At 42.3% G+C, this 20,350-nt stretch carries 19 protein-coding genes and 1 other annotated feature; of the genes, 1 reads left to right on the top strand and 18 read right to left on the bottom strand.

All coding sequences use genetic code 11. The features are described 5' to 3' along the window. Positions 1-132: 132 nt before the first annotated feature. The 10 genes from pyrE to lspA all read right to left on the bottom strand — a co-directional run bounded on the left by pyrE (position 133) and on the right by lspA (position 11,973). A complete protein-coding gene (gene pyrE / locus BW961_RS02605; RefSeq protein ID WP_068590657.1) occupies positions 133-774 on the bottom strand; it encodes an orotate phosphoribosyltransferase in 642 nt (213 codons plus the stop codon). Beyond that, positions 767-1,507: an orotidine-5'-phosphate decarboxylase gene (pyrF, locus tag BW961_RS02610; RefSeq protein WP_068590658.1), complete on the bottom strand. Its 741-nt coding sequence runs from the start codon at positions 1,505-1,507 to the stop codon at positions 767-769. Before pyrF ends, pyrE begins: the two co-directional genes overlap by 8 nt. Before the next feature lie 17 nt (positions 1,508-1,524). Beyond that, positions 1,525-4,743, bottom strand: a complete 3,219-nt coding sequence (gene carB, locus BW961_RS02615) for a carbamoyl-phosphate synthase large subunit (RefSeq protein WP_068590660.1) — start codon at positions 4,741-4,743, stop codon at positions 1,525-1,527. Next, positions 4,736-5,875 carry a carbamoyl phosphate synthase small subunit gene (locus BW961_RS02620; RefSeq protein ID WP_068590662.1) on the bottom strand — a complete coding sequence of 380 codons (1,140 nt, stop codon included), beginning with the start codon at positions 5,873-5,875 and terminating at the stop codon, positions 4,736-4,738. Before BW961_RS02620 ends, carB begins: the two co-directional genes overlap by 8 nt. A gap of 97 nt (positions 5,876-5,972) precedes the next feature. After that, positions 5,973-7,262 carry a dihydroorotase gene (locus tag BW961_RS02625; protein WP_068590665.1) on the bottom strand — a complete coding sequence of 430 codons (1,290 nt, stop codon included), beginning with the start codon at positions 7,260-7,262 and terminating at the stop codon, positions 5,973-5,975. Positions 7,263-7,373: 111 nt separating this feature from the next. Beyond that, positions 7,374-8,285, bottom strand: coding sequence for an aspartate carbamoyltransferase catalytic subunit (locus BW961_RS02630; RefSeq protein ID WP_068590667.1), 912 nt, complete (start codon positions 8,283-8,285; stop codon positions 7,374-7,376). After that, entirely contained in the window at positions 8,282-8,866 is a 585-nt protein-coding gene (gene pyrR / locus BW961_RS02635) for a bifunctional pyr operon transcriptional regulator/uracil phosphoribosyltransferase PyrR (protein ID WP_068590669.1), read from the bottom strand. The genes BW961_RS02630 and pyrR overlap by 4 nt, the downstream gene beginning before the upstream one ends. Before the next feature lie 310 nt (positions 8,867-9,176). After that, positions 9,177-10,430, bottom strand: a complete 1,254-nt coding sequence (locus BW961_RS02640) for an LL-diaminopimelate aminotransferase (protein WP_068590672.1) — start codon at positions 10,428-10,430, stop codon at positions 9,177-9,179. Between the two features lie 95 nt (positions 10,431-10,525). Continuing rightward, positions 10,526-11,485: an RluA family pseudouridine synthase gene (locus BW961_RS02645; RefSeq protein ID WP_068590674.1), complete on the bottom strand. Its 960-nt coding sequence runs from the start codon at positions 11,483-11,485 to the stop codon at positions 10,526-10,528. Beyond that, positions 11,482-11,973: a signal peptidase II gene (gene lspA, locus BW961_RS02650; RefSeq protein ID WP_068590676.1), complete on the bottom strand. Its 492-nt coding sequence runs from the start codon at positions 11,971-11,973 to the stop codon at positions 11,482-11,484. The genes BW961_RS02645 and lspA overlap by 4 nt, the downstream gene beginning before the upstream one ends. A 237-nt stretch (positions 11,974-12,210) precedes the next feature. Between lspA and BW961_RS02655 the strand changes: the two genes are divergently transcribed. Beyond that, positions 12,211-12,939, top strand: coding sequence for a TraR/DksA C4-type zinc finger protein (locus BW961_RS02655; protein WP_068590678.1), 729 nt, complete (start codon positions 12,211-12,213; stop codon positions 12,937-12,939). A gap of 1 nt (position 12,940) precedes the next feature. On the opposite strand, the gene BW961_RS02660 is transcribed toward BW961_RS02655, so the two are convergent. From BW961_RS02660 to BW961_RS02695, 8 genes are all read right to left on the bottom strand, one after another. Then, a complete protein-coding gene (locus BW961_RS02660; RefSeq protein WP_244555842.1) occupies positions 12,941-13,267 on the bottom strand; it encodes a DUF5665 domain-containing protein in 327 nt (108 codons plus the stop codon). 141 nt (positions 13,268-13,408) lie between these two features. Continuing rightward, positions 13,409-16,498 (bottom strand): isoleucine--tRNA ligase, encoded by a 3,090-nt coding sequence (ileS, locus tag BW961_RS02665; protein ID WP_068590680.1) that lies wholly within the window; start codon positions 16,496-16,498, stop codon positions 13,409-13,411. A 208-nt stretch (positions 16,499-16,706) separates the two neighbouring features. Then, on the bottom strand, positions 16,707-16,883 hold the full coding sequence (locus tag BW961_RS30265) for a hypothetical protein (RefSeq protein WP_156510170.1): 177 nt from the start codon (positions 16,881-16,883) through the stop codon (positions 16,707-16,709). 343 nt (positions 16,884-17,226) lie between these two features. Next, positions 17,227-17,496: a binding site (T-box leader), on the bottom strand. A 62-nt stretch (positions 17,497-17,558) separates the two neighbouring features. Next, the gene (locus BW961_RS02675; protein WP_068590685.1) at positions 17,559-18,044 is read right to left on the bottom strand and encodes a DivIVA domain-containing protein; all 486 of its coding nucleotides are present in this window, start codon (positions 18,042-18,044) and stop codon (positions 17,559-17,561) included. Between the two features lie 100 nt (positions 18,045-18,144). Next, on the bottom strand, positions 18,145-18,930 hold the full coding sequence (locus BW961_RS02680; RefSeq protein ID WP_068590687.1) for a YlmH family RNA-binding protein: 786 nt from the start codon (positions 18,928-18,930) through the stop codon (positions 18,145-18,147). 5 nt (positions 18,931-18,935) lie between these two features. Beyond that, the gene (locus BW961_RS02685) at positions 18,936-19,178 is read right to left on the bottom strand and encodes a YggT family protein (RefSeq protein WP_068590732.1); all 243 of its coding nucleotides are present in this window, start codon (positions 19,176-19,178) and stop codon (positions 18,936-18,938) included. A 34-nt stretch (positions 19,179-19,212) separates the two neighbouring features. After that, on the bottom strand, positions 19,213-19,656 hold the full coding sequence (locus BW961_RS02690; protein ID WP_068590689.1) for a cell division protein SepF: 444 nt from the start codon (positions 19,654-19,656) through the stop codon (positions 19,213-19,215). A 2-nt stretch (positions 19,657-19,658) separates the two neighbouring features. After that, positions 19,659-20,348: a YggS family pyridoxal phosphate-dependent enzyme gene (locus BW961_RS02695; protein ID WP_068590690.1), complete on the bottom strand. Its 690-nt coding sequence runs from the start codon at positions 20,346-20,348 to the stop codon at positions 19,659-19,661. Positions 20,349-20,350: the final 2 nt, after the last annotated feature.

The following is a 20,350-nucleotide window of genomic DNA, read 5'->3' on the forward strand; positions in this document are numbered from 1 at the left end:
TGGTATTATTACCTACTTCATCTGGAAGCATACACCTTCTAGCTGTAAATGGACCCTACGAACAAAAAGAACTTGCACTCCTCATATGAGGAGTGCAAGTTCTACTGTCATGATTGTAATGAATAATGATATTTATACTCCGAAAGCTGAAGGATCTTCTCTCCATGCCTTCAAAGACGCCATGTCGCTTGATTCAATCTTACCTTGTTCAAGAGCCACTTCCATTAATGCGCCATAATTGGACAAGCTCTGAAGCGGAATACCAGCCTCTGCAAATGCATTAACTGCCTTGTCCAACTGATAACTAAATATTGCAAGAACAGCTAAAGGTTGTCCTCCTGCTTCCTTAACAGCTAATGCAGCCTTCAGTGAACTTCCCCCAGTAGAGATCAAATCCTCAATGACAACAACTTTCTGACCAGGCTTAATCAGACCTTCGATCTGATTCTGCTTACCATGACCCTTAGCTTTGTCACGAATGTATGCCATAGGTAGATTTAGCTTCTGCGCTACCCAAGCAGCATGTGGAATACCAGCTGTTGCAGTACCAGCAATGACCTCAGCATCTGGATAAGACTCACGAATAACAGCTGCGAACGACTCAGCGATATATTCACGTACCTCAGGATACGACATCGTTAAGCGATTGTCACAGTAAATAGGTGACTTTATACCCGATGTCCATGTAAAAGGTTGTTTCGGACTTAAAGCTACCGCTTCAATTTGAAGCAAATAACTTGCAATTGCTCCTGGAATCTCTGTCAATTTACTCAACGTTCATCATCTCCTTGATAATTTGTTCTGCCGCTTCACGAGGATTACTAGCCGCTGTAATCGGACGTCCTACGACAATGTAATGACTCCCCTGTTGAATTGCTTCTCCTGGGGTCAACACTCTAGATTGATCTCCGATATGACTGCCAGCCGGACGAATACCAGGCGTAACTGTTATAAAGTCTTTGCCACATGCCTTACCTATGGATGGTACCTCTTGTGCAGAGGCCACAACACCATCAAGACCAGCTGAAGCGGTTAGCTTCGCATATCTGACTACCGCGTCTTCAATGCTACCTTGCACACCAATCTGCTCATTCAACACAGCCTGACTTGTACTAGTTAACTGTGTAACAGCAATGATAATAGGTTTCGTTAATGAAGTGTCGCTAGCTAATGCATTATTCATACCTTCATAGGCGGCCTGCATCATTTGTGTTCCACCTGCAGCATGAACATTAAACATATCCACACCCAGACGAGTGATACTCTCTGCGCCACCCTTAACGGTGTTCGGGATATCATGCATTTTCAAATCTAGGAATACCGAGTAACCCTTAGCCTTTAAATCCCGCACAAAGTCCGGGCCTGCAGCATAAAAGAGCTGCATCCCGACCTTCATATAACAAGGTATCCCTTGTAATTGTTCCACTAAGGCGGATGCCTGAGTAGCATCTGGATAATCCAGTGCTACGATCAGACGACCTGCCATGTTCTTATATTCTGTATTCATATTCCCTAGCCTCCTACTTACTCAATAAAAGCCGGCATAGCTTGGGATGAGAAGTTAATAGTGTCTAACATGATGAGTAACGCTCTTACAGTGTCGAGTGATGTCATACATACGATACCGTTCTCTACAGCTTCACGGCGAATTCTGAATCCATCACGTTGTGGCATTTTACCCTTGGTAAGCGTGTTAAATACAAACTGTGCTTCTCCGTTACGGATCAAATCAAGGATGTTCGGTGTTCCTTCACTTAGCTTCTGAACGGTTGTTACATCAAGACCCGCTTCATTTAGAGCTTCAGCTGTTCCACCCGTTGCATATATTTTATAACCTAATCTCTTAAATCCAGTTAGAAGCTCTACTGCTTCGGCTTTGTCTTTATCAGCAACCGTTGCAATAATCGCCCCCGTTGAAGGTATTTTCATACCCGCTCCAATCAATCCTTTGAATAGTGCCTTAGCATATTGAAGATCACGGCCCATAACTTCACCAGTTGATTTCATCTCAGGCCCAAGCGTTGTATCTACACTACGTAGTTTAGCAAAGGAGAACACCGGTACTTTAACGGATACATATTTACTTTCAGGCCATAGACCCTCTTGATAACCAAGATCTTTCAACTTCTTACCTAGAATCGCTTGCATCGCTAGGTTTGCCATTGGGATCGTCGTTACTTTACTCAAGAAAGGAACTGTGCGTGATGAACGTGGGTTAACTTCAATGACATAAACTTCGTCTTTGTAGATAACGAACTGAATATTCACAAGACCAATTGTCTTAAGTTCTTTAGCTACCTTAATGGTGATGTTAACAATTTTCTCTTTAAGATGATCTGCTAAATGTTGTGGTGGATACACTGCAATCGAATCCCCTGAGTGAACACCAGCACGTTCAATATGTTCCATGATACCCGGGATGATGACTGTTTCCCCATCACAGATAGCATCCACTTCTACTTCTTTACCTAGCATATAGCTATCAATCAATACTGGATGTTCCGGATTGATCTCCACAGCATATTTCATATAGTTAAGTAGCTCTTCATCTGAATATACAATTTCCATTGCACGTCCACCAAGGACATAAGAAGGACGTACCAATACTGGATAACCGATTTTTTGAGCCGTCTCAACCGCATCATCAACCGAAGTAACTGTTTTACCGTTTGGTTGTGGAATGTTCAGACGGGATAGTAGCGCTTCGAACTTCTTACGATCTTCCGCTTCATCAATACTTGCTAGACTCGTACCCAAGATATTAACACCTTGTGCACTTAGAGGACCTGCTAGGTTAATAGCCGTCTGGCCACCGAATTGTACGATAACACCAATTGGCTTCTCCTGTTCAATAACGTTCATAACATCTTCGAAGAATAGAGGTTCGAAGTACAAACGATCTGAAATACTAAAGTCAGTAGATACTGTTTCTGGGTTGTTATTAATGATAACAGCCTCATAGCCAGCCTTCTGTATAGCCCATACCGCATGGACAGTCGAATAATCGAACTCAATACCCTGTCCAATTCGTATTGGACCTGATCCTAAGACAAGAATCTTTTCCTTCGTAGTCTGAATAACTTCATTCTCTGTTTCATAAGTCGAGTAATAGTAAGGTGTCACAGCTTCAAATTCTGCTGCACAAGTATCAACCATCTTATATACTGGACGAAGATTATGATTTAATCTGAATTCACGCACTTCTGCTTCAGATGTATGGGTGTTTGTTAGAACGTTCTGACCACGAATTTCCGCAATGGATCTATCCGTAAATCCTAGTCTCTTCGCTTGATACAACATCTCATAAGAAAGTGTTTCTTCTTCTTGAATACGCGTCTCGAACTTAATGATACCTTCAAGTTTATCAAGGAACCACCAATCGACTTGAGTTAGATCTTGAATTTGTTGTAGTGTATACCCGCGACGGAAAGCCTCAGCAATCAAGAAGATACGCTCATCATCCGGTTTCACAAGACGCTCATTAAGAACCTCTTCCGTTAATAGTTCTGCCCCTTTAAGTTCGAAACGGTGAACACCGATTTCTAGTGAACGGATCGCTTTATGCATGGATTCTTCAAAAGTACGGCCGATAGCCATAACTTCTCCAGTTGCTTTCATTTGCGTTCCTAACTTACGGTTCGCATGAATGAATTTATCAAAAGGCCAGCGTGGAATTTTACTTACGATATAATCCAATGCTGGTTCGAAACAAGCATACGTTTGTCCTGTTACAGGATTCGTAATTTCATCTAGCGTGTAACCCATAGCGATCTTCGCTGCCATTTTAGCAATAGGATAACCAGTCGCTTTGGAAGCAAGTGCAGATGAACGACTTACACGAGGATTTACTTCAATGACATAATATTGATAACTTTGTGGGTCAAGTGCATATTGCACGTTACATCCACCTTCAATATTCAATGCACGGATTATTTTAAGAGAAGCAGATCTAAGCATTTGATATTCACGATCTGACAACGTCTGGCTAGGTGCAACGACGATACTGTCGCCTGTATGTACGCCTACAGGATCAAAGTTCTCCATGTTACACACAACGATACAGTTATCGTTCGCGTCACGCATTACTTCGTACTCAACTTCTTTAAGTCCAGCAATACTCTTCTCAATAAGACATTGACCAATCGGACTATAACGAATTCCAGATACAACAGTCTCACGAAGTTCCTCTTCCGTTGCACAGATTCCTCCACCCGTACCTCCAAGTGTATAAGCAGGACGTACAATCAGTGGATAACCAACTTCACTAGCAAACGCGAGTGCGCCTTCTAATGAAGTTACAATATCGCTATCTGGCACCGGTTGTTCAAGTTCACGCATTAATTCTCTGAATAGATCACGGTCTTCTGCCTTCTCGATGGAATCAAGTTGCGTTCCAAGCAACTTCACATTCTCCTGTTCAAGAATTCCTGCACGCGCAAGTTCTACAGCCATGTTCAGACCTGTCTGTCCACCGAGCGTAGGAAGTAGTCCATCTGGACGTTCCTGACGAATTATTTGTGTAACGAATTCCAAAGTGATCGGTTCAATATATACTTTATCTGCGATATTCGTATCTGTCATAATCGTTGCAGGGTTACTGTTAATAAGGATGACCTCAATGCCTTCCTCTTTCAAAGCCTGACATGCTTGTGTACCTGCATAGTCAAATTCAGCTGCTTGACCGATAACAATCGGACCGGATCCGATAACTAGTATTTTCTTTAATTCAGTATTTTTAGGCATTTTGTAGTGCTCCTTTCACAGCTGCGGCTAATTCGGCTTGACGCGGTTTAGCAGGGTGTTTGATTTTGTGATCCGCAATCATTTGTAGAAATTGATCGAATAAGTAGCTGCTATCCTGAGGTCCAGGTGCTGCTTCTGGATGGTACTGTACTGAGAATGCTGGGTAGTTCTTATGTTTCAAACCTTCAACGGTTTTATCATTGTTGTTGATATGCGTTATTTCTAACTCTGTGTTTCGGATAGAATCCTCATTCACTGTGTAGCCATGGTTCTGAGATGTAATATAGCAACGATTGGTTGCTAATTCTTTCACCGGATGGTTACCACCACGGTGTCCGAATTTCAGTCTCTCTGAATCCGCACCACATGCTAAAGCGAACAGTTGATGTCCAAGGCAAATACCGAACATTGGATACTCCCCAAGCAATTCTGAGATCATAGTTACTGCGTGAGGAACATCTTTCGGGTCCCCAGGGCCGTTAGACAACAGAATGCCATCTGGACGTAAGTGACGGATTTGTTCAGCCGTTGTATCTTGTGGCACAACAACAACATCACATCCACGATTAGAAAGTTCACGCAGAATGCCACTCTTCGCGCCGAAATCTACAAGTACGATACGTTCCTTCGAACCAGGACTATTATACGTGTATTTCGTAGAAGTACGAGCAACCTGATCTCTCAGAATTTCGCTACCCATTAATCTTTCTTGTAATTCTTCTACAGAAGCCGCTGAAGTCGTTAGAATTCCCTTCATCGTTCCATGGTGGCGAATAATGCGAGTTAACATACGTGTGTCGATCTCACTAATTCCAACGATACCATGTTCTTTCAACAACTGATCAAGACTGTACTCGGCACGCCAGTTACTTGGAGTTGGTTCATGACGACGAACAACAAACCCATGTATAAATGGTGCAACAGATTCGAAATCATCACGTGTAATTCCGTAGTTACCGATCAATGGTTGAGTCATCGTTACAATTTGTCCGCAGTAGGATGGATCAGACAATACCTCTTGATATCCTGTAATCCCTGTATTAAATACTACCTCACCTGTTGATTCCCCATCTGCACCAAATGCCAACCCTGTAAACAGGGTACCGTTCTCCAATAACAATCTTGCCTGCATTCTCTTCCACTCCCTCTGTCATGTACTCTTGATCTATATTTGTTTTATCTGTAATGAAGTAATCAATTATTACTCGGTATAGCGTACCTGCTCACTCTTACTCTGACCAAACAACGTTTCCGTCCACCCAAGTCTTAACCGGCCATCCTTTTAGCTTCCATCCTGTAAAAGGAGTATTACGTCCTTTTGTTAGGAACTCTTCTGGATTGACTGCTTTCTCAGTGTCCAAATCTATCATTGTAATATCAGCCGGACTTCCCACTTCAAGGTTCCCTGTATTTAGACCGAATACTTTAGCTGGATCAGCAGTCATACGCTGTACGAGCATAGATAAGTCCCACAAGCCTGTCTCTACGAATTTAGTATAGAGTAGTGGAAATGCTGTCTCGAATCCAACAATCCCAAACGGAGCAAGCTCCATTCCTTTGGATTTCTCTTCAACGCTATGTGGAGCATGATCAGTAACGATCATATCAAGCGTCCCATCCAATAAACCTTCGATACAAGCTTCCACATCACGTTTCGAACGAAGTGGCGGATTCATTTTCCAATTGGCATCAAGACCAGGAATATCTTGTTCTGAGAGCACTAGGTGATGTGGACATACTTCTGCAGTCACACGAATACCGATCTCCTTCGCTTGACGAATTAGCCGAACGGATTGTTCTGTACTCACATGGCATACATGATAATGAACACCTGTTGCTTCAGCTAGCAGGATGTCACGGCCGACGTGAATCGCTTCTGATTCATTAGGAATACCTTTCAAGCCATGTTTAGTTGCGAATTCACCTTCTGCAACACATGCTCCAACCACCAGTGAGTTATCTTCACAGTGCGCAATAACTGGCATCTGAAGTTCAGCTGCGATCTTCATAGCATCCTTCATCATTTGTGCGTTCTGCACACCCACGCCATCATCCGTGAAACCAATAGCTCCCGCTTCTTTCAATGCTGCGAAATCTGTTAGTTCACGTCCAAGCTCATTCTTCGTAATCGCAGCATAAGGTAGAACCTTAACGATCCCTGCCTCTTTTGCCTTCTCAAGAATTAGCTTAATTACGTCAGGATTATCGGTTATAGGTCTCGTATTAGGCATGCAAGCGATCGTTGTGAATCCACCCTTTGCAGCTGAACGACTTCCACTTTCGATCGTCTCTTTGTGCTCATAACCAGGTTCACGTAAATGTACATGCATATCTATAAAACCCGGCGTAACTAACTTACCAGCAGCATCGACAATTTCTGCGGCCTCTTGTTGAATATCTGCAATATCCACATGACCATCTACTAGTGATTTGATAGTACCGTTCTCAAGTAGAATATGCTTCTTCTCTAAGTTCCCCTGCTTATCAAGTACACTCGCATTTGCAATAATCGTTAACATGATAACCTCCGCTCGTTGATTGAGCACATTGGCTTCAATCTATTGTATAATATTAATTCATTTTTGTGTATATTTATTAATAAATATGCTTATGTCTATTTATATTATTCCTTACTTTCTTAATGCACGTTCCATGACTGCCATTCTAATAGGCACACCATTACTCATTTGTGGGAAGATAAATGATTGAGCACTTTCTACAACAGCATCATCAATCTCTACATTCCGATTAACCGGCGCCGGATGCATAATCATTGTATTTTTGGATAAATTGGACGCCCTTGCCTCTGTCAAACCATACTGTTCTCTGTACTCATTTCCTGATTTCAGTATCCCCGTTGCATGACGTTCCAACTGAACACGTAACATCATTACGACATCAGACTGTAGTGCCTCATCCATGGATACATAAGGAGCATATTGTTCAAGTTCTGGAGCTGCCATACTTTCAGGTGCACAGAAGCTGACCTGAGCTCCAAATTTCTGCAATGCCCACAAGTTCGAACGTGCAACACGACTATGGCGTATATCTCCGATAATGGATACCTTCAAACCTTTTAGTTCTCCAAAATTCTTCCGCATCGTATACAAATCAAGTAGTGCTTGTGTAGGATGCTCATTATTACCATCCCCTGCATTAATCAATGGAACCTTGATGGTCTCTGCTAAATTCTGTAGTATTCCATCTGGCTTCATTCGAATAACGCCTGCATCAATGCCCATGGATTCAAGAGTTCTCACCGTATCGTAGATGGACTCGCCCTTCTCCACACTAGAAGCCGCTGATGAGAAATTCAGTACCTCTGCACCAAGTCGTTTCTCTGCCATTTCAAAGGAAAATCTTGTTCTTGTACTATTCTCAAAAAACATATTAGCGACAAATTGCGAACTCAGAATTGGAACAACTTTCTCTGTCTGCGATTCCCAGTATGCTGCTCTATCTAGAATCGATTCAATTTCATTTCGACTTATGTCTTTTAAGCCAAGCAGGCTACGATCTTTCAAGTTGATTGCTGTCGTCATGAATTTCTCTCCTCTCTGTATTGCAAGATGGTGACTTCATCTTTACCATCTAACTCCATCAGTGCTACATCAATCTTTTCGTGATTTGAAGTAGGTACGTTCTTCCCAATATAGTCCGGTCGTATAGGCAACTCTCGATGCCCTCGATCTGCTAGCACCGCCAGCTGAATCATTCGAGGTCGTCCGCAATCCATTAAAGCGTCCATTGCTGCACGAATCGTACGACCCGTAAAAAGAACATCGTCGAACAATATAATTTTTTTATCATGTATACTTACATTTCCCAAGCTGTTTTTCAATTGATTCACAGCAAGATCTCCGTCTTCAAAAATAAGGGTTCGTTCTTCCAATCGATCATCACGATAGGCAGTCACATCCAGCTCACCACATGCGATAGGCGTGCCTTCAATTTCCTGAATTCTTTCCGCTATTCGCTGAGCCAGGTAAACACCTCGCCTGCGAATTCCTATTAGGATACAGTCTTCAATCCCTTTATTCTTCTCTAGAATCTCATGTGCGATTCTACTCAAAGCCCGACGTATAGCTGTCTCATCCATAATAACGTGCACTTCTTTAATCATTATTCATTGCTCCTCTTGTAGGAATTATTTCATAATCTCCCGCGACTTAACAAAAAAACTCCTTGCCCATAGGCAAGGAGTTTACTAGTCATTCATTCGACAATTCGATTGAATGAGAGGTACCACGTCACAACTCGTACAAAAACAGACGAGTGTCATGCAGTGAACCTCGGTTCACGTAACCTTGCCAGTCTCACGGGACTGAATTAAAGGTGCTATTCTTCTACAAGAATTATGACATAAAGCGATTCATGATGTCAACTCTGCACAAGATGGAAAAAGGTACCTGCCATAGGCAGATACCTTCTAATTAAAATTCAAATTTCACATCACTCAAGCGGCGTTTAATTTCACTAATAACAAGTTTCTCTTGTTCTTCACCCTGCGCAATGAACGTTACAGAGAAACGAACGAAATGACCTGCATCATCCCATGGTACCGTTGAAATCAACTTCTCACGAATGAGGAATTGAGAGAAGTCTTCACCCGATGCAAATCGTTGACCACCTTTAACTCCTTTAGGAGCCTCAACGTAAAGGAAGAAAGATCCTTTTGGCTTCTCTGCTGTGAAACCAAGTTCATTCAGTGCATCTACCAATAAGTTATGACGACGGGAATACTTAAGAGCAATTTCTTCTGTAATTGCCGGATGAGACAACGCGTATACTGCGGCTTTTTGGATCGCAATGAATTGACCCGAATCATTGTTGTCCTTCACATCACTGAATGCTTTGACAATCAATGGGTTACCAGCCACAAATCCAATACGCCATCCTGTCATATTATAAGATTTAGACAGCGAATGTAACTCTATACCTACATCCTTAGCACCTGGGATAGACAAGAAACTAAGTGGCTTTAATCCATCATAAGTTAAAGCAGCGTAAGGTGCATCATGGACAACAACGACATCAAATTTCTTAGCCCACGCTACTACTTCAGTAAAGAACTCTACAGTTGCGGTCGCACCTGTTGGGTTATTCGGATAATTCAGATACAGTAACTTCGCACGTCGCGCAATATCTTCAGGAATTTCATTTAGATTCGGTAGGAATTTGTTCTCTTGTCTCAATTCAACCGTGTATACTTCTCCACCTAAATACTTGGTATGTGTACCTAGCACAGGATAGCCAGGAACCGTCATTATCGTGATATCCCCTGGATTGATGAAGCAAGACGGTAACATGGCAAGTGCAGGCTTGGAACCGATGGAATGGACAACTTCATTGTCTGGATCGATGCCATCTACACGGAATACTTCTTTCAAATATTTCGCTGCAGCTTCTTTGAATAATGGAATTCCATTATCCGCATATCCTCTATTCTCAGACTTAGCAGCTTCTTCAGCTAGCTTGGCCACAATTCCAGCATCAGCCATTTCGTCCGGTTCTCCCACACCCATATCAATTAATTCGATCTCTGGGAAATCCTTCTGCGCAGCTGCCTTAGCCCGCTTGATCTTCTCAAATTTATATATAGCTGTATCTTTACCGTAGTTTGCGCCACCGATGCGCTCTGCAAAATTGGATTGAATATACGTCTCTTGATATTGTTTTATACTCATATTTAGTTCATCTCCTATATTAGGTAATCTCTCTCCTAAATATGAAGAAATCCATGGCTATATGCCATGGACTAATGAACTTATCATTTGTACTTTTAGCGACTACGTAGACCTGTAAGCAATTCTTCCAATTCTTCTGGAATGCCAGCACTGAACTCCATATACTCACCACTCGAAGGATGTATGAAGCCTAATACAGTAGCATGAAGCGCCTGTCCTTTTAATTTAAGTCCTTTATTACGACCGTAGATCGGATCACCAACCAATGGATGACCTATAAACTTCATATGCACACGGATCTGATGTGTTCGCCCTGTCTCAAGTTGTAGTTCTAGAAGCGTGTAATCCCCAAGACGTTCTTTCACTGTAAAATGGGTTACGGCATGCTTACTATTCTTCTCCTTAACCGTGTACATTTTACGATCAACCGTATCTCGTCCAATAGGTGCATCTACGGTACCTTGATCGTGACTCACACTACCATGAACCAATGCAATATAACGTCGAGTCACGGAATGCTCTTTCAGCTGTGCCGCAAGAGAAGCATGTGCCTTATCGTTCTTCGCAGCCATAATCAATCCAGAGGTGTCTTTATCGATACGATGGACAATACCAGGACGTAATTCACCGTTAATACCTGATAGATCTTTACAATGGTACATCAATGCATTCACAAGCGTACCTGATGAGTGACCTGGTGCCGGATGCACCACCATCCCTCTTGGTTTATTTATTACGATAAGATCGTGATCTTCATAAACAACCTCAAGTGGAATGTTATCAGCCACAATCTCAACCGATACTACTTCAGGAACAACAACCTCAACGCGATCTCCTAAGACTAATTTGTAATTAGCTTTCACCGTGTTACCATTCACCTTTACGTGTTCACCGGTAATCCACAGTTGCACCTGAGAACGAGAAACATCTTCTTCCCATACCTCAGTTATATATTTATCAATTCGCTCTTTAGCAAAGTTCTCATCAACGATCCACTCGCGTATTTCCAAATCTGTATTCAATAGTTCATCTTCGTGCGTCTCGATGTCTTTCACGTTTCTTCATTTCCTTCCGTTTTCGAATTAACTGGGTTTCTTTTCATATCAAGCAATGAATCCAAAATAATAAGTCCTACACCAATTACAATACAGGAATCCGCCACATTAAAAATGGGGAATTCATAACTCCCGAAATTAAATTGCAAGAAATCCACCACTTCACCGGTCAAGACACGATCAATAAAATTCCCGACTGCTCCACCAAGTACTAAGCTAAGTGCAAGAGGTAATAACTTATTATTCGTTCTCATCACTTTCTGTAAGTACCAAATGATCCCGACAACCACAATAATCGTAATCACAATAAAGAACCATCTTTGGTTCTCAAGGATCCCGAAGGCTGCACCGCGATTTCGATGTGATGTTATCAGAAAAAAATTGCCAATCACCGGTATTTGTTCAGTCAATTCCATCCGGCTAGCAATCAAATATTTAGTTCCTTGATCCACCAAAAAAGCAACGAACGCAATTATGTAGTATATCACAGCAACATGTCACTCCAATCTTATGATTTCCACCGTCTCACTTTATCATTAGCGAGGGAAAGTGAAAGGTCATAACTTCGTATTATAGACTCGTTCATTGTAGCACAGGCTGTCCAAAATCGTCCATAAAGGGCCAAAGCCGAGAACATTTCCCTTATGTAAAACCATGATAATACGCACACTCTATAGCAAGAGAGTAAATGTGATTCTCCCTAGGTAACAGAAAGGAGCCTCAAAATGACACAATCACTATCACCATCCCAAATCGATCATCTACGTCGTCAGTTGGAGCTTGAACGTGAAGACATTACACACCGTACCAAAGAGAACGATCATCACGGTCTTGAAGAGTCCATGCGCGATTCAACAGGTGAACTTTCCAATATAGACAACCATCCGGCTGATGTTGCAACCGAACTGTATTACCGTGAGATGGATATCTCTCTTCTGGAGCATGATGCCTTGCAATTGGAAAGAATTGAAACGTCACTTGCTCGGATAGAAAACGGTACTTATGGTCGCTGTAGCATTTGTGATCAAAATATTTCCTATGAACGTCTAGAAGCCATTCCTGCAACAGGTTTCTGTAAGGATCACTCGCCAAGACAGGTCGTCTCCAATGATCGCCCTGTAGAAGAAGAGCTCCTCATGCCTCCATTTGGTCGAACTAGCTTGGATGAACGTGACGATCAGAATGGATTCGATGGAGAAGACACCTGGCAAACACTAGAGCGATGGGGTACATCTAATTCCCCTGCAATGGCTGAAGGAAATAATATTGAAAGTTATAATGAAATGGCCATTGAGGCAGATGAAGAGATCGAAGGCTGTGTTGAACCCATAGAAAGCTTTCTAGCCTCAGATATTGAAGGGAATCCCACAGGGATTATACGAAATCGCCACTACCAGACATACATGGAAAAAGGAGAAGGCATTAATTCACTTGAAGATGACCCAAGCATGTAATTTAATAATTCAACTCCAATTGACGTTGCACAATACGTACAATATCTGCAATATAATCTCCAATGATAGGTAAGTTCAACGCCCCAAGTACTTGTAAAAAATAAATAATGGTAGCTGCAAAAAAAGTAAAACCTATGGCAATTCCTACGCCACGCGCAGTACCCGATAGTATATTAAGCCAGATTAAACGCCAAGGTCGATGTAACAATTGTGTGTATTCTTGAATTCGTGATTCCTCTAGTTGCTGTGCTATCTTGACCAACAGCGTATGATTATCTTCTGAGACGTCTTTCTGTATTGTAGAATCCTTGATATTCCCTTGCACCATATCTTTCCGCTCCTTCTCCGAACTCACTTCATGATAAGAAGAAACGAGCCCTAGCCTGTTCCGGGATTAATTCATCCCGATCTTCGGCTTAAGGCTCGTTTCTTTTTTAATTATTTCTATTATGTTCCAAAAAGCATGGTATTAATCTGCGATATGGATTCCTACTGGATTCCCCGCGATCTCTATTTGCTCCATCGTTCCTTTCGTTCCATACAACACTTCATTTACTAACACATTTTCACGTAGTACATGATCAAATGTTGTAATCGCAGCTTTCAACTCATCCGAAACATCCAGTGTTAAGATAACACGTTTCTCAATCGGAAGATCAAGCTTTTTACGATAATCTTGAACTGCACGGATAACTTCACGAACCCAGCCTTCCTGTTCCAACTCAGGTGTGATTTCGGTATTAAGTGCCACTGTGATTGCATAACCTGAAGCAGAAGCGAACCCAGATTTCGCGTGTTTATCGATCAACAGTTCATCTGGTGTAATCTGCAACTCTTCTCCCTCAGGTGACACGACATTAAGAATGCCACTTTCCACAGCTTTACGTGTTTCTTCGGAAGTCATTTCCTTAAAGAAGTTCTGCAAGAAACCTACATTCTTACCGTATTTCTTTCCGCCAACCTTCAAATTAAGTTTCAATGTGAAGTTAACCAATCCACTATCATCGTTCTGTGTATGGATATTCTTGACGTTGATTTCTTCTTTGATAATATCCTCGTACCCAGGTAGATCGAAATTACGATCAATCGATACAATCAATTCAGACAACGGCTGACGTGTCTTAATACCCTTCTCATTACGAACATTACGTGCGAGTTCTACAACACGACGCGCAGTCTCCATATCTTGTTCAAGCGCCTCATCAATAAGTGATTCATTTGCTTGTGGATAATCATCTAGATGAACACTTTCTCCACCACTTAGGTTTAGATAGATGTCTTCTGCCAACATCGGTGTAAATGGTGCAATAAGCTTAGCCGTTGTGATTAAGACTTCCGTCAATGTACGGTATGCATCAAGCTTATCTTCCGTAAGGCCACTTCCCCAGAAGCGATCACGTGAACGACGGATATACCAGTTACTAAGTTCATCGATGTAATCTTCAATCGCCTTAGCAGCATTCAAGAAATCATTAACAGCTAATGCTTTATCGACCGTCTTGATTACGCTATTCAAACGAGATACAATCCAACGATCAAGCTTGTGATTCGATGGTTGGAACGGATGTTCCGCCGGATTATACCCATCAATACTAGCATAAAGAGTTAAGAATGCATGTGTGTTCACTAACGTATCAACCATCTTAGACTTCGCTTCTCCTACAATCCCTTTGGAGAAACGTTTACTATTCCAAGGTGCACTATCAGACAATAGCGCCCAACGGAAAGCATCCGTACCATACTCTTCAATGATATCCCATGGGTCAATTACATTCCCCTTGGACTTAGACATCTTCTGTCCTTGTTCGTCAAGAACGTGTCCTGTCGCCATAACCGCTTTATACGGAGCTTTCCCAGTCAGCATAGTGGAGACAGCCAATAGACTGTAGAACCATCCACGCGTCTGATCAATCCCTTCACAGATCATATCAGCAGGATACTGGGCTTCGAATGTTTCCTGATTCTCGAAAGGATAATGTTGTTGTGCAAACGGCATGGAACCACTATCAAACCATACATCAATCACTTCAGGTGTACGAGTCATGATATATTTACCGCATGAACTCTGAACTTTAACGTCATCTACATATGGTTTATGCAGTTCCAAGTTCTCAGGTACATCCCCAATAGCACGAGCTCTAAGCTCCGCAATACTGTGAGGTGCGAACTGTTCTCCCGTTTCTTCACATACCCAGATATTCAATGGCGTACCCCAATAGCGATCACGGCTAATGTTCCAATCCACTAATTCCTCTAGGAACTTACCGAAACGACCTTCACGTACATGACCAGGGAACCACTCAACTTCATTATTGTTAGCAATCAATTGATCCTTGATAGCTGTTGTCTTAATAAACCAACTATCCATTGCATAATAAAGTAACGGGGTATCACAACGCCAGCAGAATGGATAACTATGTTCATATTTCAGTTTGCTGTATAACATACCGCTCTCTGAGAGCATTTTGATAATATCCACATCACAGTCTTTAACAAAACGTCCTGCTAAATCAGTGACCTCATCGACGTAACAACCTTCTAAATTAACGACATTCACAAAAGTGATGTCATTCTCTTTACATACTCTATAGTCATCTTCACCATGAGCTGCAGCCATATGAACAATACCCGTACCACTAGAGTCCGTTACATATTTCGCACCAACGACTACATTAGATTTCTCTACTTGAACATAATTAAACGGAGGATCATAAGTCTTACCAACCAAGTCCGAACCTTTCAGCGTACCAATAACCTCATGCTCACCATGGATTACATCTTCCACTAATTTCTTAGCAACGATATAAACGCCATCTTCTTGCTTCACTCGTGCATATTCGATTTCTGGATTCACAGCTAGCGCTACGTGTGCAGGTAACGTCCAAGGTGTTGTTGTCCAAGCTAAAACATATTCACCACTGTCATGCAACTTAAACTTAGCTGTAGCACTCAAATCTTTAACGTCCTTATAACCTTGTGCTACTTCATGAGAACTAAGTGTTGTTTGGCAATCTGGACAATATGGACTTACACGGTGTCCACGATAAAGAAGGTCCTTATCATGTACAGTTGCTAGAATGTTCCATACACTCTCAATGTATTTATTATCTAATGTGATATATGGATTATCAAGATCTGTCCAATAACCAATCGCTTCAGTAAGGTCACGCCACTGCTGTTCATAGACAAAGACACTTTCTTTACACTTCTTGATAAAAGCTTCCACGCCATACTCTTCGATCTCTTGCTTATGCGTGATTCCTAGCTGCTTCTGTACGCCTAGCTCTACAGGAAGACCATGTGTATCCCAACCCGCTTTACGTACGACATGATATCCTTTCATCGTCTGATAACGACCGATGAAATCCTTAATTACACGTCCAAGAACGTGACCGATATGTGGCTTACCATTCGCAGTCGGAGGGCCCTCATAAAATACAAAATTCGGTTTATCTTCACGATTCACCATGGACTTACTGAATGTATTCTCATCTTTCCATTTCTTCAGAATACGTTGGTCTCTAGCGCGAGCTTTTTCTTTGACATCTACTCTATTCATCAATGATCATTCCTTTCAATATATCAGGGAGTCCATCCCCCTAAGTCCCCCTTTGTAAGGGGGATTCCGAGGGCTAGCCCTCTGGACACCCAAAATTTCGTCGTAATAACTACATAGGCTGTATCTAGTTCATTTGGGAGCGTATCCCCGCTTTTCTCCTTATACTTTGCCTTCGCAAAGTATAAGGCACGCTTTCTTTCTTCTAGAGCTACTTCGTTCGTAGCATGCCCTCTTTCGTCTGTGGACCTGCACCAAGTCCAACTACCCCACCGTGGTGGAAGACCCCGAAGTCGTCCCCGCAGGGGAGTCGAGGCTGGGACTTCCAACCACCCCAAAGTAACTCAGGAGCGTCGCAGTCACTCACTCGTCTGTTGACCTGCGCCAATCCCAGCTACCCCGCCGTGGTGGAAGACCCCGAGGACGTCCCCATAGGGGAGTCGAGGCTGGGACTTCCACCACCCTCAAGTAACTCAAACACCGTCGCAGTCGCAGTCCCTCATTCAACAGTGCATAACGAGGAGTGAAGCCGGCTAGGCACCCTTCGCATGGAAGGTGACCGAGATATCCCGAAGGGAGGCGAGGAAGAACCGCTCCCACCTATAGCGTAACTGCTCTCCGCACACTAACTCCCTCCACCGAACTTTCAGGAGTCCAGAGGGCAGGCCCTCTGGGGCCCCCCTTCTTAAGGGGGATTTAGGGGGATCGGCACGCAAAAAAAGCCCCATCCCCAAAGGGACGAGACTTTAGCTCGCGTTACCACCCTAATTTCGCTCATAAATTAAATACTTCATAGGCGACATCTCAAGTCCATGCTGATATTAATAGCATGGAGCCGATATAACGTTCGGCAGACCGGCTTAGCTTACACGCGTCAAGGACGTTTCAGCTTCACTTCTCCGGGAGGATCTTCCGCTAAAGGTCTGTACATTGGCTTTCAGCATAATGCCAACTCTCTGAAGAACAGTTCCTTATGGTACTTATCCCATCATCAAATTCAATAAAATCAGATTGTGACTATAGTTATAGCTTCTTTCGCAGAAAAAGTCAACCCGGCTAAGGCCTAGTAGACTTCCTTCGCTTCTTCACGGCTCTCCAATGTTTCCCATCCATCCATGCTAAGTAACTCTAATTGAGCTTCAACGAGACTACGGAAACGGGTCCGATAAATAGATGCCTGCTTCTTCAATTCTTCGATTTCCATCGAAATTTTCCGTGATTTAGATAACGCTTCATTGATAATCCGATCCGCGTTCTTCTCGGATTCTTTAATGATTAATTGAGATTCTTTCTTAGCATTACTTTTCACATCATCTGCAGCTTCTTGGGCTACAATAATTGTCTTGGAAAGAGAATCCTCAATATTAATGAAATGATCTAATCTTTCTTGAAGAGTAAACATTTGGTTCTGTAATTCTTTGTTCTCCCGAATGACACCCTCATAATCCTTTATCACTTGATCCAAGAATTCATTCACTTCATCTTCATCATAACCGCGAATTCTGCGGGCAAATTCTTTGTTATGTATGTCCAATGGTGTTAATGGCATGGATGCGCACCTCCTGAAAATTTCGGTTCAAAAAACTGAATCCATTAATTGACCTTGGATAACTCAATTCGACAAGAAGTACTCACTTCCTGCAATGTATTCACATAAATTTTCCGATTTTAACACGGTACCGTCCTTTTTTCGTCATTTCTCCAGCCTCTATAACCTTGAAACGACCGAAGGTTTGAAGCGAAATGATATCTCCTTCTTTTAAAGCTGAGGAGGGATTCTCTTCCACTTTCCAATTGACCCGACATCGTCCAGCTTTAATCGGCACTAGAATTTTGCTACGACTAAGTCGGTACACATCTGCACAAATTCCATCAAGACGTAACGAAGCGACCGTAAGGTCCATGGTTTCAAGAGAGACTTTACTTGTCCGCAATGATTCTAGCGGTAAAACCTCACTCTGTACATGAACACGGTGCACTTGATTAAGTTGCATATGAAGGTATGATGCAATATCTTCCCCAACGACCGTATGACAACCATCTTCCAGAACATGGATATCGCCTATCTTACTCCGTTTAATACCCAGATTAAGGATGGATCCCATATAGTCACCATGATCGAGTTGAAGAAATTTCTGATCACCTGAGTAGATACTTAGTACAGCCATCCCCATATATTCGTTGTCTAGATCACGATAATCGGGGGCGATGATAGCACGACACCTTTCTGCTTCAGCATACCCACCGTATAATCGAATATGTACATCAGGGTGTCGATTAACTAATGTTTGCAGTATAAAAGATTGCCTAGGATCCAGAAAATCTGTCAGTTTCACTTCATGATATTCGCCAGCATTAACGACCCATTCCCAAGCTCTGTCCACAAACTCGCGTTCATCTGGGTGAAAATGATCAAGTATATCCAGTCGCATCATCAACCCTAGAAAAATATCGAGTGGATGACAAATTTCAATCCAGATTGGACAAATTGTAATACGAACAATGCAATAATTGGAGAAATATCAAGCATTCCCATAATCGGTGGAATAAATCGGCGGAACACAGATAAATACGGTTCAACCAACTTAGTCAAGAGCTCACCTATGAAATTCTCACGTAAGTTTGGAAGCCAAGACATTAACACATAAATAACAATCATATAAAAGTAAATATTGAAAAGCATATCGATAATACGATCAATCTGGTACAAAGTGGGCTCACCTCATTCTGTTATATTCTAGTTCTTCAGCTAAAATCTCCGAGATATTACCTTGGATCTCCACTGTATCTGGGGTGCATAGAAATATGTTACCACCAATTTTCGAAATACTTCCACTTAAAGCATACACCGTTCCACTGACAAAATCGATAATACGAAAGGCTTGATCATTACGGACACGTTGCAAATTCATAACAACTGTACGATGGGAACGCAAATGATCAGCAATTTCCTGTGCTTCATCATATGAACGCGGCTCAACTAATACTACTTTAACATTTTTCTGTGAGTGAATGCTAACGACATTACTTCTTTGATTCTTACGCGGTTCAGGACTTGTTGGTGCGTATTCCTCTTCATCTACCGCAAGAGGCTCACGCTCAGTTACCTCTTCTTCCTCCTGTAAACCCATGAAGTTCATAAAACGATTCATGACACCCATCTTTAGCCCTCCTCTTTCCCCACTAGAATAGATCCTAAACGTACCCAAGTAGATCCTTCTTCAATCGCGACTTCGAAATCGTTCGACATCCCCATTGATAATTCTGTGATAGGTTCGCTTGTAAGGGACTGCCGGTTAAGCTCATCTCTCAATTCCCTTAAGGCTCGGAATATCGGACGTGTATCTTCAGGATGCCCCTCAAATGGAGCCATAGTCATCAATCCAATGACTTTAATATGAGTGAATCCCTTAATCTCTTCGAGAAAAGATGCCACTTTCTCAGGTGATAGACCATATTTAGAATCTTCGCCTGAAATATTAACTTGAACAAACACCTGCACGACTAATCCCAAGGATTTCGCCTTACTCTCTAGTGTCTGGGCTAGAGAAAGACGATCCAGTGAGTGGATATAATGGAACTTATCGATGATATCCTTCACCTTGTTCGTCTGAAGATGCCCGATGAAATGCCAAACTCCTTGGTTACCTAATGCATTCCACTTCTCTTCAGCATTCTGCCATCGATTCTCACCCACATGAATGAGCCCTTGATTCAGAACTTCAGCTGTCATCTCCAAAGAAACATACTTGGTAACAGCAACTACATGTACATCTTCTCTAGATCTACCACTTCTTATGCAAGCATCATTTATGCGAGTCTCTACGTCGTTAATACGATCTTTAAAAGTCAAAA

Origin of the sequence: Paenibacillus macquariensis, assembly GCF_900156375.1 — a bacterium.
GTDB classification, from domain to species: Bacteria; Bacillota; Bacilli; order Paenibacillales; family Paenibacillaceae; genus Paenibacillus_AQ; species Paenibacillus_AQ macquariensis.

Bases quoted from the DNA above. Each gene is read 5' to 3' on its own strand.
- BW961_RS02620 (WP_068590662.1), bottom strand. From the start codon at position 5,875: ATGCAGGCAAGATTGTTATTGGAGAACGGTACCCTGTTTACAGGGTTG.
- carB (WP_068590660.1), bottom strand. From the start codon at position 4,743: ATGCCTAAAAATACTGAATTAAAGAAAATACTAGTTATCGGATCCGGT.
- BW961_RS02680 (WP_068590687.1), bottom strand. From the start codon at position 18,930: ATGATGCGACTGGATATACTTGATCATTTTCACCCAGATGAACGCGAG.
- BW961_RS02640 (WP_068590672.1), bottom strand. From the start codon at position 10,430: ATGAGTATAAAACAATATCAAGAGACGTATATTCAATCCAATTTTGCA.
- BW961_RS02685 (WP_068590732.1), bottom strand. From the start codon at position 19,178: ATGCTTTTCAATATTTACTTTTATATGATTGTTATTTATGTGTTAATG.
- BW961_RS02625 (WP_068590665.1), bottom strand. From the start codon at position 7,262: ATGTTAACGATTATTGCAAATGCGAGTGTACTTGATAAGCAGGGGAAC.
- BW961_RS02675 (WP_068590685.1), bottom strand. From the start codon at position 18,044: ATGCCATTAACACCATTGGACATACATAACAAAGAATTTGCCCGCAGA.
- BW961_RS02690 (WP_068590689.1), bottom strand. From the start codon at position 19,656: ATGGGTGTCATGAATCGTTTTATGAACTTCATGGGTTTACAGGAGGAA.
- BW961_RS02655 (WP_068590678.1), top strand. From the start codon at position 12,211: ATGACACAATCACTATCACCATCCCAAATCGATCATCTACGTCGTCAG.
- pyrR (WP_068590669.1), bottom strand. From the start codon at position 8,866: ATGATTAAAGAAGTGCACGTTATTATGGATGAGACAGCTATACGTCGG.
- BW961_RS02630 (WP_068590667.1), bottom strand. From the start codon at position 8,285: ATGACGACAGCAATCAACTTGAAAGATCGTAGCCTGCTTGGCTTAAAA.
- pyrF (WP_068590658.1), bottom strand. From the start codon at position 1,507: ATGAATACAGAATATAAGAACATGGCAGGTCGTCTGATCGTAGCACTG.
- ileS (WP_068590680.1), bottom strand. From the start codon at position 16,498: ATGAATAGAGTAGATGTCAAAGAAAAAGCTCGCGCTAGAGACCAACGT.
- BW961_RS02660 (WP_244555842.1), bottom strand. From the start codon at position 13,267: ATGGTGCAAGGGAATATCAAGGATTCTACAATACAGAAAGACGTCTCA.